Below are 18,954 nucleotides of genomic sequence, written 5' to 3'. Positions count from 1 at the left end.
TCAATATTCTACTGGTAAACCTATTTACTGCAAAGACCGATTTCACGCGCTAATAAACGTCTTTTTTTTCTCTTTTTATATGATTTTTGGGCTTTAATTCTATGCTAAATGAATCATGTACAAATACACTAAAACATTTTCTTCCCGTGTCACAGATGCCGACAAGGAGGAGGATCCCGGCTATAATCCGGAAAAAAAAGAGAAATTTGAGATTACCGATGAGGACTCCGACATTCTATTGGAAAAAGGAGATACTATCGCTCTAACCTACCAACCGTTTAGAAATCAAGCATTCCGAAAAGTAGCAACGGGACAATCGGTCATCAAACTTCATCACAAGGGACCGCATGTACTGAAGCTAAAAAAAGCTTTTAATACTCTAAAATACAATATACAGGAGAAAGACATGCTTTTTTGGGAAGATCTTCAATTGGCCGTTATAGCCTTTCAGAAAGAGCACGACATCAAACCTACCGGTATCGTTGATGCTACTACCTTATTACAACTAAACAAGGCACTGGAAACACCTGAGCAAAATAACGAAGTGATGCCGGGAAAAACTTCCGGATCAGAATTTTCAGAAACATCAGACGGAACCCCTTACAACTTATACCACATTAACGGAGAATATTACATATCTGTAAAAGTAGAACTTCCGCAACCTATAGAAAAAGATAAAGATGAAACCATTGCTACTATTTATTATTACCAATCTGTATTTGGTTATAGCGAACAGCAAGCTAATGTAATGATAGCACAACTGAGGCGTAATTTTAGACTTTACAGAAAATACGAAAACTCGGCGAACTACACAGTAGACCTGAAAGCTTACATAGCCGATCTTTATTTCTGGCAAGACGTTGGTAGTGAAGAAATCAATGAAATTATAACCAGAATCATAAGTAAAGCTAATATCGTAGAAGGTGACGGCGGAACCAAGGAAGTCACTGACACGACCAATTTTAACAAGATTATAGACAAGGCACACAAAGAGGTTGAAACTGAAAAAATCATCCTGACCAAATATATCGCCAACATTGAGCAACTCGACCCGGCTTTATTAAAAAGCTATCTTAAAGGATATAAAGAGGACGAGTTCAAAAAAGAGCTGCAATTTAAAGGGCTTAGCGAAAAATACATTGAAGAATTCTTATATGTATTTCAAAAGGCTATTAAAAACAAAGCACTGGAAATGCTGAAACAGAACGAAATGGAGCTGACAAAAATCCAGATGTTTTATAAAAATGACGAAAAACTTGATGAACTTGTCGAAATTATAGAAGGTTCATCTAAACCTATACGTAACGCCATACGTAAATATGCTCAATCCGCAGGAAAATTCATCCAAATAGTAACCCCGGAAAATGTAGTACCGTTAACTCCACCTATAAAAGCAGAATATAAAAAACTGATAGAAATTTACGGTGGTGAAGAATTTGATAGCTTCTTGGTTACTCTATTCATGTCGTTTGGCCCGGATTCTCTAACTAAAAAATTACTCGAAAAGGACAATACCCGTTTTATTCTTAATACGCCCGCATTTTGTGCCAGCTATCTGAACCTGATTGCAGCACATATGCATGAATTGCCTGAGGAATTTATCTTAAAGAATAAAACAATCATATCGATGATGAGAGAAACACTTTATAAAGGTGAGTTTAACGGCGCAGATTATCTTAACAGTTACCATCAGGATATAGTCGCTCCGGTTCGGGAATACCAAAACACTTTAAACAGTTTACAAAAACCGGAGAAAGCTAAAGATCATCTGGTATTACAAGACCTGAGTTTAAACTTTGTTTCATTGGCTCATATAAAATCCAGCAGTGACTTAAAAAAAGAACTAAAAAATATAATCTATTCGGAAAAACCACAAAATATTATTTCCGTAAGAGAGGAAATAGAAGATGATCCTGATTTCCTATGGTCGTTCAGTCCGGTTATCGGAAAAGTAATGAATGACTACGGTATCATCAACGGCTCGAACACCAGTAATGCGATCAATGATAAGATCTCCGAAGTAGCTTTCAACGATAGCCTGATCAGCCTGCTTATTGCAGGATTGAGTTTGGTACTTGCCATTGCAGGTTTCTTTACCGGTGGACTTACAACCATATTGGGAGGAGCATTAGTTGCAGGTAGTGTCGGACTTGGCGTTACCGATCTGGTTATAGAATACAACAGATATAAAATCAATACGGCCGCTTCCAACACCTCGTTTGACGGAAACAAAGAACTCGCCAATTTAGATCAGTCTTTACTTCCTGTTATTCTCTCTGCTGTCGGATTGGGAATCGATCTTTTCGATGCCGTCAAGGCTATAAAAGCGGTCAATCAGGCTGTAAAATTAGGTAAGAGTGTTGAAAAAAGTGCTGTTTTACTGTTAACCGAATTAAAAGGTCAAGGCAAGCTGCTTAATGTAACCGAAAAAGCCTTTTTGGAGAACCTGAATCAGTATACTACTTTCTCTCAAAAACTAAAGTTGGTAACCGACAAAAAATTCCTGCGTTTTCTGGAGGCTTTGGGCGAAGAACAATCCGGTCTGGTAAAAGTAGGTTTATATCATTTACAAAAGGACAGTCCTGAATTATTTAAACTACTGTCAGAGGCTAAAAACCTTGACGTGGTAATGTTTTCAAGATTAGGTTCGCAAATGGCTGTCAATCCGAGTCTTGCCAAAGGCATTAACGGCGTATTTGAATTGACAGGAAAAGACATGCAACAATGGACCAAAGTAATGACGCACTTTAGCGGTCCGGGCGGTAAATACATAGATGATCTACCAGAGTTCGTAAGTCTTATTCAACGCTCACCAGCTGCGAAACACCCTGAACTTACTGAGATACTACTTGGTGACTATCGCTATCTGAATACCGTATTGAACGGTTCTGAAGATGCATTGGATGTGTTGAAAAAAATTACAAAAAAATGGGAAGCCTATATAAAAGGATCCCAAGATGTAGACTTCTCGGTATACTTAAATTACGGTAATCAATATGCTAAAGGTATTGATATAAAAAACAGCAAGACTTTCACAAAAACCATTGCAGAGTATTTCGAAGGTCAAACCGAGGTACTGGGATGGTTCGCTTCATCGTCCAATCATTCCAAGAAAAACCTCAAGCTTTGGGAAATTACGGAACAAAAACTGGTTACAGCTTACACCAACAATACCCTGCCGCCCAATGTTAAAAAAGCAATCGACAAGTTAATCAACACCGATCTTCTAGGCAGCATCGGACTTAACAGTGGTATAGCCAATGCCCGTGGTAAAGTCGTAGCAGCTATGAACAAAGCCATTGGTGAAAGTAGTACAATTGCCGACATCCGTAAACTCGATGAATTGAAACTGGTAGACCAACAGGCCTCCCGAGGTAGTATCTTTGAGGAATGGCTACGCGCTAACCACAAAAGCGGAAAACTTGGCGCAAATGACTGGAACAAACTGGAAGGAAAACTTTCTTTCTCTGCCGAAGAGCTGGAATCATTAGGAATAAAAAAAGCCATTACCGGTGATGCGCATTATACCAAAAATGGCATTGTATTACTTGAATTTAAGAATACTACCGGCAAATTTGGTAATGAACAGCTAAATCAAATGCTCGATTATAAAAAATTGCTTGACGCCGGAAAAATTCATGAAGTTGAATATGTTTTTAGTAATTTAGAGGCTGCCAATAAAAACAAAAACTCAATATTAGAGGTTTTTAAACGACGTGGTTACGTTAAAATTTCTTATATTGATAATGCTGGTAAAAAAATAAATTTAGAACTCCCTTAAACCTATAATTATATTCCCTAATGAAAGAGAATTATATTTTTTTTGATACAAAAGAAGCCTTAACAGATGAGGAAATATTGTTTATATTAAATCTTTGTGAAGAATTACTTTCTCCTCCAACTATCGCTTATATTAACCAAACAAAAGAGGTGATAGAACGACCTGTAACTTCTTATCTCGACAAAGAAACCTTAAAGGCATTTAGTCGTAACAAATACGGTATAGAATATCAATCAGAAGCAGAAAAACCGAGTATCAGGATTACAAAATCAGCCGGAAGTGGCTTAATCTGTATTCCTTTAGTAGAAAAAGACAAATATCATCTAACTAAAAAAATGGCCTTAAAATTAGTAGAAGGAATTAATTTAAAAGGCTTAAGTGTCTCTCCGGTAGATTTTTATTCATATCGAGATAGATATAGGATAAATAGCCGCACTTATGATTTTCCGGGGTTATACTGGCTGCAATATTATGATGCGGAAGAGTTTAAAAAGCAAGGCGGAAAAGCCATTTTAGACAATCCTTATATCGATGCACAGCTGATAAAAGACGGCATTTTTATTCAAGTAGGCGAAACCCCTTATGACTTTCAGACACCAGAAGGTGAAGATCGCATGACAAAAGCCAATGCTGCGATGCCACCGGTGGTAAACGAATAATAACGTATACGCGTCTCCTGCTGTTGATCCGATCTTAAACAAAATAGAATTCGTTTGATTTTTATTTGATTTGATCAACAGTAATGACTGCGTTATCCTTTCTTTATCATCATTTACAAATTAAAGCTCATCAAGATTGGTAGTTATCAGACTGTTTTAAGGATTTCACTACGATAAATAGTTAAACGAAAAAAGCGCACTAAATAGTGCGCTTTTCTGTTTGTGACCCGGCTGGGATTCGAACCCAGGACCCCATCATTAAAAGTGATGTGCTCTACCAGCTGAGCTACCGAGTCTATAAATATAATGTCTGTTTTGTTTCGCTATTTCAGACTTTAATCAATGAACCTAATGATAAAAAATTCAAATCAACTGTTCAATGATTTTAAAACTTTCTGCTTAAATTATCACCGCTTAATTAGCGACTAAGCTGTTGTTTTTAACGGGTGCAAAGAAAGGAAATTTTACTTTACTGTGCTAGTTTTTTTTACTTTTTTTATCGGTGAATCTTTAAAAAATTCATAAGTAACTTACTATAAGAAGTATATAAATTAAAAAAATGTCACTTTAGAACTGAAATAGATTCGAAATAATCATTTTTCATCATTATTACTGTTTTATCCATAAAGGAAAGATATCCGCAAATCATATTATATACTTTCATTTCAAAAACGATCGTATTATCCGATTATACAGTATCCGTTTTACCTTCCAGTTTTCCTCAAAAGACCTGAAATCAAAACAATAGAATATGCAAACATTAACCAGGAAGCAAAAGTTTTACTATACGCTTCAGGCATATTAGGAAATAATTCTCCGAAAAACTGTACGCATAGTGTATCCAGTAGCATACCCGGTAAAACCATAATGGCTGCCGATTTTATACTTTCTAGTTTATCCAATTTAAACTTATTAAAGACCATCGTTGCAATAAAACCCAATGCCGGTATCAGAATAATATATAAAGCCACCATTACGAATACATTGTCGACAATAAAAAAATGTTGTCCTGCAACCCGAAACAAAACAGTGGCTAACAACCAGACCAAAAAGCCAACAATAAAACTAACAAGCGGGTAATTCTCTTTATGTGTTTTCATTTACTAAATCTTTTATTATCGCATAAACAATTCGCTGCATTTTTTAATCGGATTCCTCCCAATCTTTCGAGTATAAAAATAAGTATTTTCTAACAAAAAAGCCATTAAAAGTGGATTCTACCGGATTTGAATTGCAATAATGATCAGTAATACATAATTCATTCCCTCATAAGCACCTTATTATTCTTCCTTAATATCCTCAAGAAACCGCTGTACCATTTTTTTATCTTTATTTTTCTCAATAAAACCTTTTATAAGATCCGTATTTTCATAATCGGCTTTATAGGCAAGGTATAATGTATCTTCCTGAATATGTTCATCTTCAAAAGACAATAAAAGCTCATAAAAGCTGAAATCTTCTTCATAATAATCACTATCCCTAAACACGGACAATATTTTATATAAAACATAAATATAAGTATCACCTAACTTTTCATATTCTTTGTTTTTTATATAAGCCACTAACCTATCCCAGAATCTGAAAACAGCAATAGCATTCATTATTTTAATGCTATTAATTACTGTATCGCTATCGTCACTTTTAAGTCCGTTTAATAAAATCGTATCCTCTATATATTGATAATAGCTTTTATCAAGCATAGCTAAACCGTCAAATAAATATTTTGCTTTAATTCCAAGAATATAATTTTTATCATTTAGTTTCAATTCCTCCGCCTCGGGATTTAAATCCAATATCAAATGTGCCGTAAAATCTCTGACAATATATTCTTCATCAAAAAGTAACATATAAGATCGCTTTAACAAATCGTGTTTGTAGGCATAAACCCGGTTTCTAAATTTATCTTCTTCGTATAAACATTGTATTATTTGAGTTTTCACTTCCCACTCTTTCCCCGCATATAAAAAACAAATACCTAACAAGGGTACGTTCTCAAAACATTGCTTTTCAATGATATAATTTATCAAGCGCTCATTATCCCGGCCTTTGTAATAATTTTCAACTGTAAGCACCTTTTTAAATAATTGCAATAACTCCTCACTAATAATCGGCCGCTGTATATTGATCGTATTAGTCGCAATATGCTTTTGTATTATTTTAGTTTCATCGTCTAAATCCAAATTAAGATTTAGCTCCATTACTACATTACTTTTTTCTTTTTCTATATCCAAACACAGTCCATCGATAATACAACCTACAATTTGTAACTGATTTGCGTTTAGAATAATCTTTGTTCCACGTAAATCACAGAAGAAAAAGGAATGATTCTCCTTTAACGCTATTGTTTGATTACTTATGATCTTACCTACTACTTCTTTCATAATTCTATCTTATTTAAATGAATCAGAAATTTTTTACAAATATAATTAGAAAGAAATATTAATGATTCTGAATCTGTGAGAAATACAATTGTTGAATTTTATCCGTCAAAAATGTTTATTTTTTCTAATTTAGGACGCTATAATCTTATTTTTCGATTGAAGAAATAGATTTTCAGATCCGGGTTAATCTTATCTGAACACCTGGACATCATTAAATACGAAATTGACACCAAAAAAATGATAAAAAAAACAGCAATAGCACTTTTATTCTTTCAGGTATTCCTTTCTTGCAACGGACAAGAAAATAAAATTACCGAAACTACTTACACACAGAAATTAGAATCAGAACTCAAAGGAGCTGTAAAAGAAGTAATCTCCTACACATACAAAGTAGAAAACGGAAAAATACCACTCAAAAACGCCAACTACACAGGGAAAGTTACTATGACGTTCGACAGCATAGGTAATGTCATTACAATTAATAAACTATGGGATTTTGGTACAACGGGTAAATCAGCGTTTTTAAGCCGTTATTCCGGCAAAGGAAAAGCAATATCCTTCATTGAAACAGGACGATTTGATGACGGCGATTTAAAAAAAATCAACTTCAAACACGTTTGGTCAGACGATTACAATTACGCAATACGCTCTCCGGAAGACAGTACTTTTATAACCTTTATTACCTTAGATAAAAATTACAGCTTGCTCAAAAGTGTTTATAAGCATAAAGAGACTGTCCTATTCATGGAAGAATACAAAACGACCTACAAAGACGATAAAATACTGGAAACCACAATTAAGACAACTAACAACTTTGATGGAAAAATGGTGGTGTCATATCAAATACAAGTCGTTCAAGAATATGACAACCATGGAAATCCAACTTTTATTTACGAATACAATAACAGTAGTAAGCAAAAAATGGAAAATGTTCTTTACAAAGAATATACTTACTATTAAATTTTGAGACTTTATGCTCCGAAGTTACAAACTTCGGAGAGCTGATCGTTCAGAAATATAACAGCTCTGAAAATCCAACCTTTATTTGTGAATACAAAAACAGTAGTAAGCAAAAAATAGAATATGTTCTTTACAAAGAATACACCTACTATTAAATTTTGAGATTCACCGGCAACCAAAAGAAAGATATTGGGTTCGGTTCCCGTTAAAAAGTAATGTTTAACAGTTCAGCTTTTCGAACCATCCGGATAAATAAAGTTTTGATTTTCACCTTGTTGATCAACAAAGAATTAAAGAATAAAAAAATGGTATAAATGCAGTAGATTTACATTTGTACCATTTGGTGACCACAATGGGACTCGAACCCATACGTCTTGCGACACCACCCCCTCAAGATGGCGAGTCTACCAATTCCTCCACGTGGCCATAAAAGAAAAAAGTCAAACTTGCGTTCGACTTTTTTTGTGACCCGGCTGGGATTCGAACCCAGGACCCCATCATTAAAAGTGATGTGCTCTACCAGCTGAGCTACCGAGTCTGTGCTTTCAAGAAATAAATTTAAGTCATTTAGTGACCCGGCTGGGATTCGAACCCAGGACCCCATCATTAAAAGTGATGTGCTCTACCAGCTGAGCTACCGAGTCTGAAATCATTTCCTGATTGCGGGTGCAAATATAAGGCCTATTTTTTATTATCCAAGACTTTTTTGGTTTAAATTTGTGTTTTTTTGTAACTATTTTTTTAAGTTTCTGTAAGCGAGGTATTTATTATTATGAGTAAAATTGTTCTTGTTGGATATATGGGGTCGGGAAAGTCCACCATTGGTGAATTGTTATCGGAAATGACGGGAATCCCCGCTTTCGATTTAGATAAAATTATTGAAAAAGATACACAAAAAACGATCCCGGAACTTTTTTCGGAATTCGGTGAGATTAAATTCCGGAAACTGGAACATGAAAAACTGAAATCTTTTATCGCCGAAAACGAGCATTATATACTGAGTCTTGGCGGTGGCGCTCCCTGCTATGCCAATAATCACGAATTTCTGAAATTAGACGGAATTGTATCGGTTTACCTGAAAGCGTCTATTAAAGAGCTTATAAAGCGTTTGGAGAACGAACGAGCCAACCGACCGCTATTATCCGGATTAAAAGAAGCGGAAGTCGAAGAGTTTATCGCCAAACATTTATTCGATCGAAGTTATTTTTATCATCAGGCCAAACACGTAGTGTCGGTTGACGGTAAAAATCCGGATGTTATCGCCACCGAAATAACCGGCTTATTATAAAAACAACTCTATTCTTTAATGGGGTACTTCCATTTTAAAATCGGACTACGCTTAGCCGAGCCGAAAAAAATACAGTATCCCATTAAAATAAAGACAAAATCCACCTCCTCCATAATGTCCTGTTTTTTTTTAAATTCTTTTCACCTCATCGGACGTTATTTTTTTCGGACACACACTACTCCTACTCATTATTTATTTTTATTTCAAAGATTCAGTCGCAACTCAATACGCTTTAGACAATAAAAACGACACTTCAATACTTTTTACACTTTTTGTGTTTGTTTAATCTTTCTATTTGTACGTAAAACTCGGAATCAGCAATATGGCTATTACTCTTCCTGACGGATAATACGAAACATGTTCAATGATAAAGCCTATATTTATACCTGAATTTATCGGAAGCAAACAATTATGATGATCAATGAAATAAACCAATATCTTGTCAGAAGATGGAAACGTGTACTTTATACACTTCTTTCCCTTTTACTGTATTATATCATTTCATTTTTGCTCCATCCGGGTGCTTATTACTGGAAAATTTTATTTACCCAACCGATAACCGTTATATTTTGCGATATCGGCTTATCGTTGCTGTTCTGTATTTTAATTTCTCGGTTTAGTATTTTCCTGAACAAAACACTCAATAAAAAGTTACCGTGGACTGAAAAAACTTTACAACGCGCCTTAACCCAGATCCTTTTACAAATCGCCGGAGTTATCGTAATCGTTCTGTTTCAGATTGCATTAAGTATGCTTTTTTATGATGAGGAATGCGCAGATGATCCTTTATGTGATTTTGAAGATCTCTGGATGTGGGCCATTGGTAGTATAATCATCGGGCTTATTATCGGTAGCATCAATACCGGAAGTTATCTGATTGATAACTGGAAAAAAACAGCACTTGAAGCCGCTGATCAAAGACTAAAGGCCGCCGATATGAAAAGAGCCGTAACCGAAGCTGAACTCAATGCTTTAAAACTCCAAATCGATCCGCATTTTGTCTTTAATAATCTTAGTGTCCTTTCTGAACTTATCTTAAAAGATCAGAAATTAGGGTATGAATTTTCGGAGAATTTTTCAAAGGTGTACCGCTATTTATTGGTCAACTCAAGAAAAGACCTGATAGCGCTTTCCGAAGAATTAAAATTTGTAGAATCGTATATCTTTTTATTACAAAACAGAATCGGTCAGGGTGTAAACTTTAAAATTAATATCGACAAAGCTTCTTTCGGATTATTCCTGCCACCGCTTACATTACAGCTATTAATCGAAAATGCCTTAAAGCACAATCAGACAACCAAAACAAATCCTTTACAGGTTTCTGTATATAGCCAAAGTGATACCGAGTTAGTTGTCGAAAATACGATAATTCCCATACAAGGTAGTGTCAGTTCTTCCGGAACGGGTTTAAAAAACATTATAGGACGATACGATCTGCTTGGCTTAACCGCACCGACAATCATTCAAAATGAAAATTCATTTAAAGTAATAATCAACTTAAAGTCATAAAAATGAGAATTGTAATAGTTGAAGATGAAAAACCGAATTCCGATCGGTTAACCCGACTTATCATGGCATTAAAACCGAATGCGCATATTCTTATTGTTCTGGAAAGTATAACCGACAGCATTGCCTGGTTCAGTACAAACCCTACTCCTGATTTAGTTATGATGGATGTCCGCCTGAGTGACGGACTTAGTTTTGAGATTTTATCAAAGATAAAAATCAGCTGCCCGATAATCTTTACAACTGCCTATGATGAATATGCCGTAAGAGCTTTCAAATTCAACAGTGTCGATTACCTGCTTAAACCGGTGGTTCCGGAAGAATTAGCCGCCGCTTTTTCCAAACTGGATACCTTAGTAAAAGATGAATTGAATACAAAACTGGAAAACCTTCTTAATTTCGTTTCCGCAAAAGAATATCGCAGTCGTTTTCTACTTCCCTATCGCGACGGATTTAAAACACTTTTGGTATCCGATATCAAATATTTCTTTTTAGAACTTAAAATCATAAAAGCTAAACTTCACAATGGTACTGAAGAAGTTATCCCTTTAAAAATGGATGAACTCGAAAGCCAGCTTGATCCTAAATTATTTTTTAGAGCAAACCGTCAGTATATCATTCATATTGATGCAATCGATCAGATCTACAATCATTTTAATTCCAAACTGGTAGTGCTTATTAAAAATAATCCCGGTCTTGAAATCATTGTAAGTCGGGAAAAAGCAGGTCTTTTAAAAACCTGGATTGACTATTAATACTACAAAAAACGAAGCACTGCCTATTTTTTAAATCCTCCTAATTACCGCTTCAATTATTAAAAAATACACTTCGGTTAAATATTCAAATTTTCTGTTTTGATACACTGTTATTTTGCCTCATAAATCTTTAATCAAAAAATAACAATGAAATTTATCCAAAGCTATCGCAATAGTAACCTGGTAATTCTTTTACTGGTTGCAGCCACATTATTCTCATGCGGGCAAAAAGAAGCTGATCTTTCACAACAAATACCAAAACCCGAAGTTGACTTTTTAACGGTAGAATCCGGTACGGGTGCTATCAATAAAAAATATCCGGGGATGATCGAAGGAAGTGTCAATGTTGCCATAAAAGCACAGGTTTCCGGTTATCTTGAGGCTATTTTTGTAAAAGAAGGCGACTACGTTCAAAAAGGACAGGCACTATTTAAAATTAAGGGTGATGTTTATGAAGAACAAGTCAATAACAGTAGTGCTGCGTACAAAAATGCTGAGGCAAATCTGGCCAATGCCAAACTGGAAGTGGAAAAAATAAGACCTTTAGTCGAAGGAAAAGTATATGCTCCGATACAGTTAAAAACCGCCGAAGCTAACTATGAAGCTGCGAAAGCGCAACTTGCCCAGGCAAAAGCAACGTTGGGTTCTTCCCGTATTAACGCCGATTTCTCTTTGATCAAAGCACCGGTAAGCGGATATATCAGTCGTATTCCAAATCGTATCGGGAACCTTGTCACTCCGGGTGATACTGAACCACTTACCACTTTATCAGATATTAATACGGTATTTGTTTACTTTTCCTTAAGTGAAGCCGATTATCTGGCTTTTCTTAAAGATACTGCCGACAATAAAGGGGTACAACTTATTTTGGCCGATGGCAGCACCTACGAACATAAAGGCACTGTAGAAATTGCCAGCGGGAATATCGACAGAACAACCGGAAGTATCGCCTTAAAAGCCATCTTCCCGAATCCGAAAAAATATCTGCGCTCCGGCGGTTCAGCCAGAGTAATCTTAAACAGCAATCTATCGGCAGTTACCAGCGTACCGATGGCCAGCGTAAAAGACATACAGGATAAGTTCTTTGTATTCATCTTAAAAGGAAATAAAGTTGCGATGACACCTATTGAAATTGCCGGAAGTACTGATAGCAATTACTTTGTAAGCAAGGGCATCAAATCAGGCGACAAGGTGGCACTAAACAACATCGATGCGTTGTCCGACGGGTTGGAAATTACTCCCAAAGTAAGCGCATCAACACAGGAAAAAAAATAAGTTCCGTTTCACAAAAATCATTCAAATGTTAAAAAATATAATCGACAGGCCGGTTTTGGCCACAGTCATCTCTATTGTCCTTGTCATACTGGGAATCCTCGGTCTGACAAGATTATCGGTTACACGATTTCCCGATATTTCTCCACCCACGGTAACGGTAACCGGTTCCTATCCGGGCGGTAACAGTGAAACGGTAATTCGTTCGGTTGTAACGCCTTTAGAAGAACAGATCAACGGTGTGGAAAACATGCAGTATATCAAATCAACCGCCAGTAATGACGGTACCTTTTCGATTAACGTTATCTTTAAACAGGGAGTTGATCCGGATCAGGCTGCGGTAAATGTACAGAACCGAGTGCAACAGGCGACGCCCAAACTACCGCAGGAGGTTATCCGAATGGGATTAACCACATCGAAACAACAGAACAGTATGATCGTTATCTTCAACCTTTATACGGAAGACAACGAAAAATACGATGAGCTGTTTTTACAGAACTACGCGAATATTAACCTTGTTCCTCAAATTAAACGGGTTCCCGGTGTCGGACAAGCCCAGATTTTCGGACAAAAGGATTATTCAATGCGTGTATGGTTGGATCCGAGAAAAATGGCCAATGCCGGACTGGTTCCTTCCGATGTAACCAATGCTATCGCTGACCAAAGTCTTGAGTCGGCTCCCGGAAAATTAGGAGAAGAATCACAATCGGCTTTGGAATATGTTATCCGCTATAAAGGGAAGAAAAACAAACCCGAACAATATGCTGATATCGTCGTTAAAAATACCGGTGGTAATTTATTGCGTCTTAAAGATATTGCCCGCATTGAGTTTGGCTCAATTTCTTATAGCGGTGATAATAAATCCGACGGTAAAAATGCCGTTACAATTGCGATTCTGCAAACTTCAGGTTCCAATGCGAATGACATCGAAATTGGTGTTAATCGTGAAATTGAACGATTGTCAAAATCATTCCCTCCCGGTATAAAATACGTAAACGTAATGAGTACGAAAGAGCGTCTTGATGAGGCTACCGGACAGGTTAAATCGACACTGATTGAAGCTTTCCTTTTGGTATTTATTGTGGTTTTTCTATTTCTTCAGGACTGGCGCTCGACTATTATTCCGGCTATCGCGGTACCCGTAGCGATTGTAGGTACGTTTTTCTTCCTGTTGATTCTCGGATTTACGATAAATATATTGACCCTTTTTGCCTTAGTACTGGCAATTGGTATTGTGGTCGATGATGCTATCGTAGTCGTCGAAGCAGTTCACAGTAAAATGGAAGAAGATGCCGGTTTGAGTCCCAGAGAAGCCACTCACAATGCAATGTCTGAAATTACAGGAGCGGTTATTTCAATTACCTTAGTTATGTCGGCTGTATTTATCCCTATCGGATTTATGACCGGTTCATCGGGTATATTTTATAAACAGTTTGCTTATACGCTTGCTATAGCTATTATTATTTCGGCGGTTAATGCACTAACGCTAACTCCTGCCCTATGTGCCATTTTATTAAAGAATAATCACGATCACCACGGTAAATCCGGTTTTAAACAACGCTTTTTTACCGGTTTTAATACTTCTTTTAACAACCTGACCGGAAGATACATCAGAGGTATCCGTTTTTTAATCGGTAGAAAATGGATTGCCACCGGATTTGTGACGGCTATAATCGCATTGGCGGTATACAGTATGATGTCGACTCCAAAAAGTTTTGTTCCCCTGGAAGATGACGGTTTTATGATTTACAGTCTTACCATGCCACCCGGAACGGCATTGGACAGAACTACAGCCACAGTTGAAAAAATACAGGCACAACTGGACAATGTAGAAGCTATTGAAAACAACACCAGTATTACCGGTTTTAATATTTTAAGTAATAGTGCCAGCCCGGCTTATGCGATGGGTTTTATCAAACTCAAGCCTAAAAAAGAACGGGGAACGGTTAAAGACATTGATGAAATAATGAGCATCGTTAGCGGTAAACTCGCCGGCATAAAAGAAGGTTCAGTAATGGTTTTCAGAAGTCCGCCGGTAGAAGGTTTCGGTGTTACCAGCGGTGCAGAAATTGTATTACAGGACAGAATGGCTAAAGATCCCGCAGTACTAAAAGCGATGGCCGATAACGTAATCGGACAGATCATGCAGCAACCGGGTGTACAATATGCTTATACCACTTTCAGAGCCGATTATCCGCAACTGGAACTCGAAGTTGATGAAGATAAAGCGAAACAAATGGGCGTAAGCGTACGGGAATTACTCAACAATATTCAGACGTATTTTTCCGGTGATCAATCATCCGATTTTACCCGTTTCGGTAAGTTTTACAGAGTTAATGTAAAGGCTGACGGTATTTTCAGAACAGACGAAGAAGCGTTTAATGAGATCTTCGTACGAAATGCCGATATGCAAATGGTTCCTGTAAAATCATTGGTTACGCTTAAAAAAGTATATGGTCCTGAATCGGTAAACCGTTATAATTTGTACAATTCCGTAAGTATAACGGCTGTAGGATTACCGGGTTTTAGCAATGGTGATATCATGCAAAATATTGAATCGGTAATGGATAAACTGCCATCGGATTATAGTTATGAATGGACCGGTTTAAGCCTTGAGGAGAAAGCGGCCGGAAATCAAACCATCGCCATTTTTCGACTTTGTCTTTTGTTCGTTTTCTTCCTTTTAGCTGCGCAATATGAAAGTTATCTGTTACCGTTAGCCGTCATGCTTTCTATTCCGACCGGAGTTTTGGGTGCCTTTTTAGGAATTAAAGCTGTAGGATTGGATAACAATATTTACGTTCAGGTGGGACTTATCATGCTTGTCGGTTTACTAGCCAAAAATGCTATTCTAATTGTAGAATTTGCCGTTCAGAGAAGACAATCAGGACTTTCCATTATAGAGTCGGCTATAGAAGGTGCACGCTCGAGAATACGACCTATCATTATGACGTCACTGGCTTTTATTGTAGGTATGATACCGCTTATGTTCGCTTCAGGCGGAACCGCTGTCGGTAACCGATCGATCAGTGTTAGTGCCTCCATCGGAATGCTTAGCGGTGTAGTATTGGGCTTATTTGTGATTCCTTTACTCTACATACTCTTCCAATACTTACAGGAAAAAATTTTCGGAGTGAATAAGAAGATTAATTCAACTATCAAGAAATAATGAAAAGAATACAGTATATAACCATAACAGCCCTTGCATCGGTAGTCCTTTCCTCCTGTGTGGTGGGTCAAAAATACCAGCGTACGGAACTGAATTCGCCTACAGCTTATCGGGAAGCATTTCTACTTACCGGTGATACCATTGCGATGCCCTGGAAAGCGTTTTACAAAGATCCGATGCTACAGGAACTGATCGATAAGGCATTGACCAAAAATTTTGAAATTGCTACTGCTCTCAAAACGATGGAACAGGTTGACCTGAACTACAAACAGGTTAAACTGGCATTACTGCCCACTTTGGATCTGAATGTAACAGCCAACAGATCGTATTTATCGAAAACTTCCCTAAACGGTTCTTTAAGCGAACAGTTTACCGGGCAAAAGTATCTTGACGATTATAACGCTAATCTGGCATTATCGTGGGAAGCGGATATTTGGGGGAAGGCCGCCTTGCAAAAACGAGATGCCAGAGCTAGCTATTTTGCACAAAAAGAGAATCTATCGGCATTAAAAACAAGAATAATTGTTCAGGTAGCACAAGCTTACTATTCGCTTTTAGGTTTGGACGAGCAGCTAAAAATAGCCGAAAAGAATATTGATATAACGGATGTTACTTTAAAGATGATGCGCCTTCAGTATAACTCCGGCGTTATAAGTTCGCTTGCTGTTAATCAAACGGAAGCCCAGAAAAAAACAGCCGAACTTCTGATTCCCCAGGCAAAAACAGCGATTGCGGTACAGGAAAATGCATTACAACTTTTATGCGGTTCATTTCCTGATAAAATTATCCGTTCCGGAAGTTTTGACAACAGTACAATTGAAGCCAAATTTCCAGCCGGAATACCGGCTTCTTTGTTAAGCAGACGTCCGGATGTTAAGGCTTCCGAATATATGGTAATGTCGGCCGCAGCAAAATCAGGACTTGCAAAAGCGGCTATGTATCCGTCGCTTACATTAACACCGCAAATAGGCGCTAATTCATTTGAATTCGAAAAATGGTTTGACTTTCCGGGTTCCATAACCAAAACAATTGCTGTCGGATTAGTACAACCTTTATTCCGAAAAAAAGAGCTGAGTACTGCTTATAAAGTTGCCAAACTGGAACAGGAGAAAGCCGTAATTTCGTTTAAACAATCCTATACGACTGCGATAGGTGAAGTCTCGGATGCAATGGCTAAACTGAAATATGCTGAAGAACGATCAACATTAATTGATCATAAGTCCTTAGCAATGGAAAAAGCAGTAAAAGATGCTACGTTGCTATACGGAAATGGGATGGTTAACTACCTCGAAGTCATAACTGCGCAAAACAATGCGTTACAAAATGATCTGGAAGCAATAGCCATAAAATTGGAACGGATTAATTCCGCTATTGATCTGTATCGTGCTTTAGGCGGTGGTGTAGAATAATATAAATTCCCATTTCCGGATATTTTCGGGAATGGGAATTTTACTTTTATTCGCTTCTTTTAAAGATCCGTAAACGGATCAATCGATTGCTTTATATCTTATTCAACCTTAAGATAAATAAGGAAAAACTGTGGAATCTTATATTTAGCATACCAGGATTTGACGTCAATATTTCCTTTTGACACTTCACAATAGCCTAAATTTCCGATAGCCGGATTTTCATTAGGCGGCGTTATCAAAGCAATCTGAATATTTTTATCTGTTTCAAAATCTATTTTCCCGGTATCACCGGTAACATCTCTCAAATCAAATGTTCCGTCCTCAAAAATTTTGTTGGTCGGATACATTTTTTTATTTATGAAATTTTTAAAAAAGAATCCCAACTTAAGTTTACCGTTACATTGCTGTGAGTAAATATAAAATGAGAATTCCTTATCAATTTTAGGCAGTCCTTCTTTTTTGGTGTTAAGAACGACCTCATCACGGGACAGTTTTCCGTTCGTATATTCCTGTAAAATAATCTGATAACTCTTTCCTAAAAGCAATGTCGGATCTTCAAAATGAAACTTTAATTTCGTAATCCCATCGAATAAATCATCATAAAATTGTTCATCCGCTTTATATTCATAATTTTTAGAAACAAGTTGTATCTTCTCTGTTTGGGCATTTAAATTTAGAGCCGCTATCAGTAACATTCCGGTAAATAGTATTTTTTTCATCTGTAAAATCAGTGCTGTATAAAGATTATAGTGTATTAATAAATTGTTCGTACCCGCTTTTTTCGAGTACTTCTTTCGCTGTCAAATTATAAATATCCTTCCATGATTTTTCTCCGTGCTTCTCAACATATTTCGAAATAATCCGAAAGCCCAGCCAATAGTTCAACGTTTTAGGAGCATCAGGAAACAGTTTTAACTTATCGTTTCGCAACAACGGATTATTCCCTGATTTATCTGAAAAGTACGGTTTTACTTTTGTATAAATTTCCTTTTCATGTTGTAAAAACCAATTCCAATTCGCTTTAGTCATATTTTCAACCGCTTCATATTCCGTAATCTTCTTATCAAAAAACAAATAGGTGAAATAACAGGCAAAACCTTCATCTATCGTCTGACTTAACGCAGTACCGCTATCCGGATCCTCATCTCTGAATTTTTCATAGACCAGATGATTTAATTCATGTGGCAATCCTTTTTCAACAGTATAAGCGACATCAAGGGTCTTATTGTTTAATTCCAAAGCAAACTGTTCCGCTTCGCAACCTCCAAAACCAATTCCTGTAATCGGAGTAAAAAGAATACTGATTTTTGCTTTGGGTATATAAGGAACAAGCTTTTCAAATTTCAATAAATTGTTTTTTATCATTTTTTCCAGATCCACTTTTAATAGTTCTGAAACACGTTGATCAAAAAATATTTTATTCTCCTTATACAATTTTTTGTTCCATTCCATCATTCCTTCAGGCGTATTGAATTTCGGAGCATTTTCTTCTCCGAATATCATCCCGTAACAATTAGCCCATAATTCTTTATGCGGCTTATAGACTTTCTCAACAATTCTCAGACTGTCATATTCTGGTGTTTCATGAGCTAAAATCTGATGTTTAAACAGATTAAGAACCGTTATCTCTCCAACTTTTATACTGTCCGGAACATTTTTTATTTTTTGATAAAAATCAGGTTCTTTATTAGTAGCGGAATTCTTATTAGAAGCACACGAAGCCAGTACTGCGGCGATACCTAATAAAGCTATATATTTTTTCATTTGGTTTTAG

Annotated in this window: 13 protein-coding genes and 4 tRNA genes; 9 read left to right on the top strand and 8 right to left on the bottom strand. The window is 36.7% G+C overall.

Annotated elements, in window-relative coordinates:
- Window positions 1-115 precede the first annotated feature (115 nt).
- Entirely contained in the window at window positions 116-3,781 is a 3,666-nt protein-coding gene (locus NOX80_RS08950) for a peptidoglycan-binding domain-containing protein (protein ID WP_256552941.1), read from the top strand.
- A 20-nt stretch (window positions 3,782-3,801) separates the two neighbouring features.
- Window positions 3,802-4,440: a hypothetical protein gene (locus NOX80_RS08945; RefSeq protein ID WP_256552940.1), complete on the top strand. Its 639-nt coding sequence runs from the start codon at window positions 3,802-3,804 to the stop codon at window positions 4,438-4,440.
- 223 nt (window positions 4,441-4,663) lie between these two features.
- Here the strand turns inward: NOX80_RS08945 and NOX80_RS08940 are convergent.
- From NOX80_RS08940 to NOX80_RS08930, 3 genes are all read right to left on the bottom strand, one after another.
- Window positions 4,664-4,736: transfer RNA gene (locus tag NOX80_RS08940), tRNA-Lys, on the bottom strand.
- A gap of 408 nt (window positions 4,737-5,144) precedes the next feature.
- On the bottom strand, window positions 5,145-5,540 hold the full coding sequence (locus NOX80_RS08935; RefSeq protein WP_256552939.1) for a DUF5367 domain-containing protein: 396 nt from the start codon (window positions 5,538-5,540) through the stop codon (window positions 5,145-5,147).
- Window positions 5,541-5,720: 180 nt separating this feature from the next.
- Window positions 5,721-6,821 (bottom strand): hypothetical protein, encoded by a 1,101-nt coding sequence (locus NOX80_RS08930; protein ID WP_256552938.1) that lies wholly within the window; start codon window positions 6,819-6,821, stop codon window positions 5,721-5,723.
- Between the two features lie 237 nt (window positions 6,822-7,058).
- Between NOX80_RS08930 and NOX80_RS08925 the strand changes: the two genes are divergently transcribed.
- Window positions 7,059-7,781 (top strand): hypothetical protein, encoded by a 723-nt coding sequence (locus NOX80_RS08925; protein ID WP_256552937.1) that lies wholly within the window; start codon window positions 7,059-7,061, stop codon window positions 7,779-7,781.
- A 341-nt stretch (window positions 7,782-8,122) separates the two neighbouring features.
- Here NOX80_RS08925 and NOX80_RS08920 read toward each other — a convergent pair.
- The 3 genes from NOX80_RS08920 to NOX80_RS08910 all read right to left on the bottom strand — a co-directional run bounded on the left by NOX80_RS08920 (window position 8,123) and on the right by NOX80_RS08910 (window position 8,425).
- Window positions 8,123-8,207 (bottom strand) — tRNA-Leu (locus NOX80_RS08920).
- Window positions 8,208-8,246: 39 nt separating this feature from the next.
- Window positions 8,247-8,319: transfer RNA gene (locus NOX80_RS08915), tRNA-Lys, on the bottom strand.
- 33 nt (window positions 8,320-8,352) lie between these two features.
- A tRNA-Lys gene (locus tag NOX80_RS08910) sits at window positions 8,353-8,425 on the bottom strand.
- 128 nt (window positions 8,426-8,553) lie between these two features.
- Here NOX80_RS08910 and NOX80_RS08905 point away from each other — a divergent pair.
- From NOX80_RS08905 to NOX80_RS08880, 6 genes are all read left to right on the top strand, one after another.
- Window positions 8,554-9,069, top strand: a complete 516-nt coding sequence (locus NOX80_RS08905; RefSeq protein WP_256552936.1) for a shikimate kinase — start codon at window positions 8,554-8,556, stop codon at window positions 9,067-9,069.
- A gap of 411 nt (window positions 9,070-9,480) precedes the next feature.
- The gene (locus NOX80_RS08900) at window positions 9,481-10,578 is read left to right on the top strand and encodes a sensor histidine kinase (protein ID WP_256552935.1); all 1,098 of its coding nucleotides are present in this window, start codon (window positions 9,481-9,483) and stop codon (window positions 10,576-10,578) included.
- Window positions 10,579-10,580: 2 nt separating this feature from the next.
- A complete protein-coding gene (locus NOX80_RS08895) occupies window positions 10,581-11,330 on the top strand; it encodes a LytR/AlgR family response regulator transcription factor (protein WP_256552934.1) in 750 nt (249 codons plus the stop codon).
- Between the two features lie 147 nt (window positions 11,331-11,477).
- Window positions 11,478-12,605, top strand: coding sequence for an efflux RND transporter periplasmic adaptor subunit (locus tag NOX80_RS08890; protein WP_256552933.1), 1,128 nt, complete (start codon window positions 11,478-11,480; stop codon window positions 12,603-12,605).
- A 25-nt stretch (window positions 12,606-12,630) separates the two neighbouring features.
- Complete coding sequence (locus NOX80_RS08885; protein WP_256552932.1) at window positions 12,631-15,771, top strand: efflux RND transporter permease subunit; 3,141 nt, start codon at window positions 12,631-12,633, stop codon at window positions 15,769-15,771.
- On the top strand, window positions 15,771-17,180 hold the full coding sequence (locus tag NOX80_RS08880) for an efflux transporter outer membrane subunit (RefSeq protein ID WP_256552931.1): 1,410 nt from the start codon (window positions 15,771-15,773) through the stop codon (window positions 17,178-17,180). The genes NOX80_RS08885 and NOX80_RS08880 overlap by 1 nt, the downstream gene beginning before the upstream one ends.
- Window positions 17,181-17,278: 98 nt before the next feature.
- Here the strand turns inward: NOX80_RS08880 and NOX80_RS08875 are convergent, their stop codons facing one another.
- Together NOX80_RS08875 and NOX80_RS08870 are read right to left on the bottom strand one after the other, a co-directional pair.
- Window positions 17,279-17,899 carry a hypothetical protein gene (locus tag NOX80_RS08875; RefSeq protein WP_256552930.1) on the bottom strand — a complete coding sequence of 207 codons (621 nt, stop codon included), beginning with the start codon at window positions 17,897-17,899 and terminating at the stop codon, window positions 17,279-17,281.
- A gap of 25 nt (window positions 17,900-17,924) precedes the next feature.
- Window positions 17,925-18,944 (bottom strand): DUF2268 domain-containing putative Zn-dependent protease, encoded by a 1,020-nt coding sequence (locus NOX80_RS08870; protein ID WP_256552929.1) that lies wholly within the window; start codon window positions 18,942-18,944, stop codon window positions 17,925-17,927.
- Window positions 18,945-18,954: the final 10 nt, after the last annotated feature.

It is taken from the genome of Flavobacterium cerinum, assembly GCF_024496085.1.
Classification (GTDB): domain Bacteria; phylum Bacteroidota; class Bacteroidia; order Flavobacteriales; family Flavobacteriaceae; genus Flavobacterium; species Flavobacterium cerinum_A.
Note: the sequence above shows the minus strand (reverse complement) of the source record. Positions and strands in the feature narration are given on the sequence as shown.

Excerpts from the sequence above, each read along its gene's own strand:
- NOX80_RS08895 (WP_256552934.1), top strand. The coding sequence starts at position 10,581 with ATGAGAATTGTAATAGTTGAAGATGAAAAACCGAATTCCGATCGGTTA.
- NOX80_RS08905 (WP_256552936.1), top strand. The coding sequence starts at position 8,554 with ATGAGTAAAATTGTTCTTGTTGGATATATGGGGTCGGGAAAGTCCACC.
- NOX80_RS08935 (WP_256552939.1), bottom strand. The coding sequence starts at position 5,540 with ATGAAAACACATAAAGAGAATTACCCGCTTGTTAGTTTTATTGTTGGC.
- NOX80_RS08870 (WP_256552929.1), bottom strand. The coding sequence starts at position 18,944 with ATGAAAAAATATATAGCTTTATTAGGTATCGCCGCAGTACTGGCTTCG.
- NOX80_RS08880 (WP_256552931.1), top strand. The coding sequence starts at position 15,771 with ATGAAAAGAATACAGTATATAACCATAACAGCCCTTGCATCGGTAGTC.
- NOX80_RS08950 (WP_256552941.1), top strand. The coding sequence starts at position 116 with ATGTACAAATACACTAAAACATTTTCTTCCCGTGTCACAGATGCCGAC.
- NOX80_RS08925 (WP_256552937.1), top strand. The coding sequence starts at position 7,059 with ATGATAAAAAAAACAGCAATAGCACTTTTATTCTTTCAGGTATTCCTT.
- NOX80_RS08875 (WP_256552930.1), bottom strand. The coding sequence starts at position 17,899 with ATGAAAAAAATACTATTTACCGGAATGTTACTGATAGCGGCTCTAAAT.
- NOX80_RS08885 (WP_256552932.1), top strand. The coding sequence starts at position 12,631 with ATGTTAAAAAATATAATCGACAGGCCGGTTTTGGCCACAGTCATCTCT.
- NOX80_RS08945 (WP_256552940.1), top strand. The coding sequence starts at position 3,802 with ATGAAAGAGAATTATATTTTTTTTGATACAAAAGAAGCCTTAACAGAT.
- NOX80_RS08930 (WP_256552938.1), bottom strand. The coding sequence starts at position 6,821 with ATGAAAGAAGTAGTAGGTAAGATCATAAGTAATCAAACAATAGCGTTA.
- NOX80_RS08900 (WP_256552935.1), top strand. The coding sequence starts at position 9,481 with ATGATGATCAATGAAATAAACCAATATCTTGTCAGAAGATGGAAACGT.
- NOX80_RS08890 (WP_256552933.1), top strand. The coding sequence starts at position 11,478 with ATGAAATTTATCCAAAGCTATCGCAATAGTAACCTGGTAATTCTTTTA.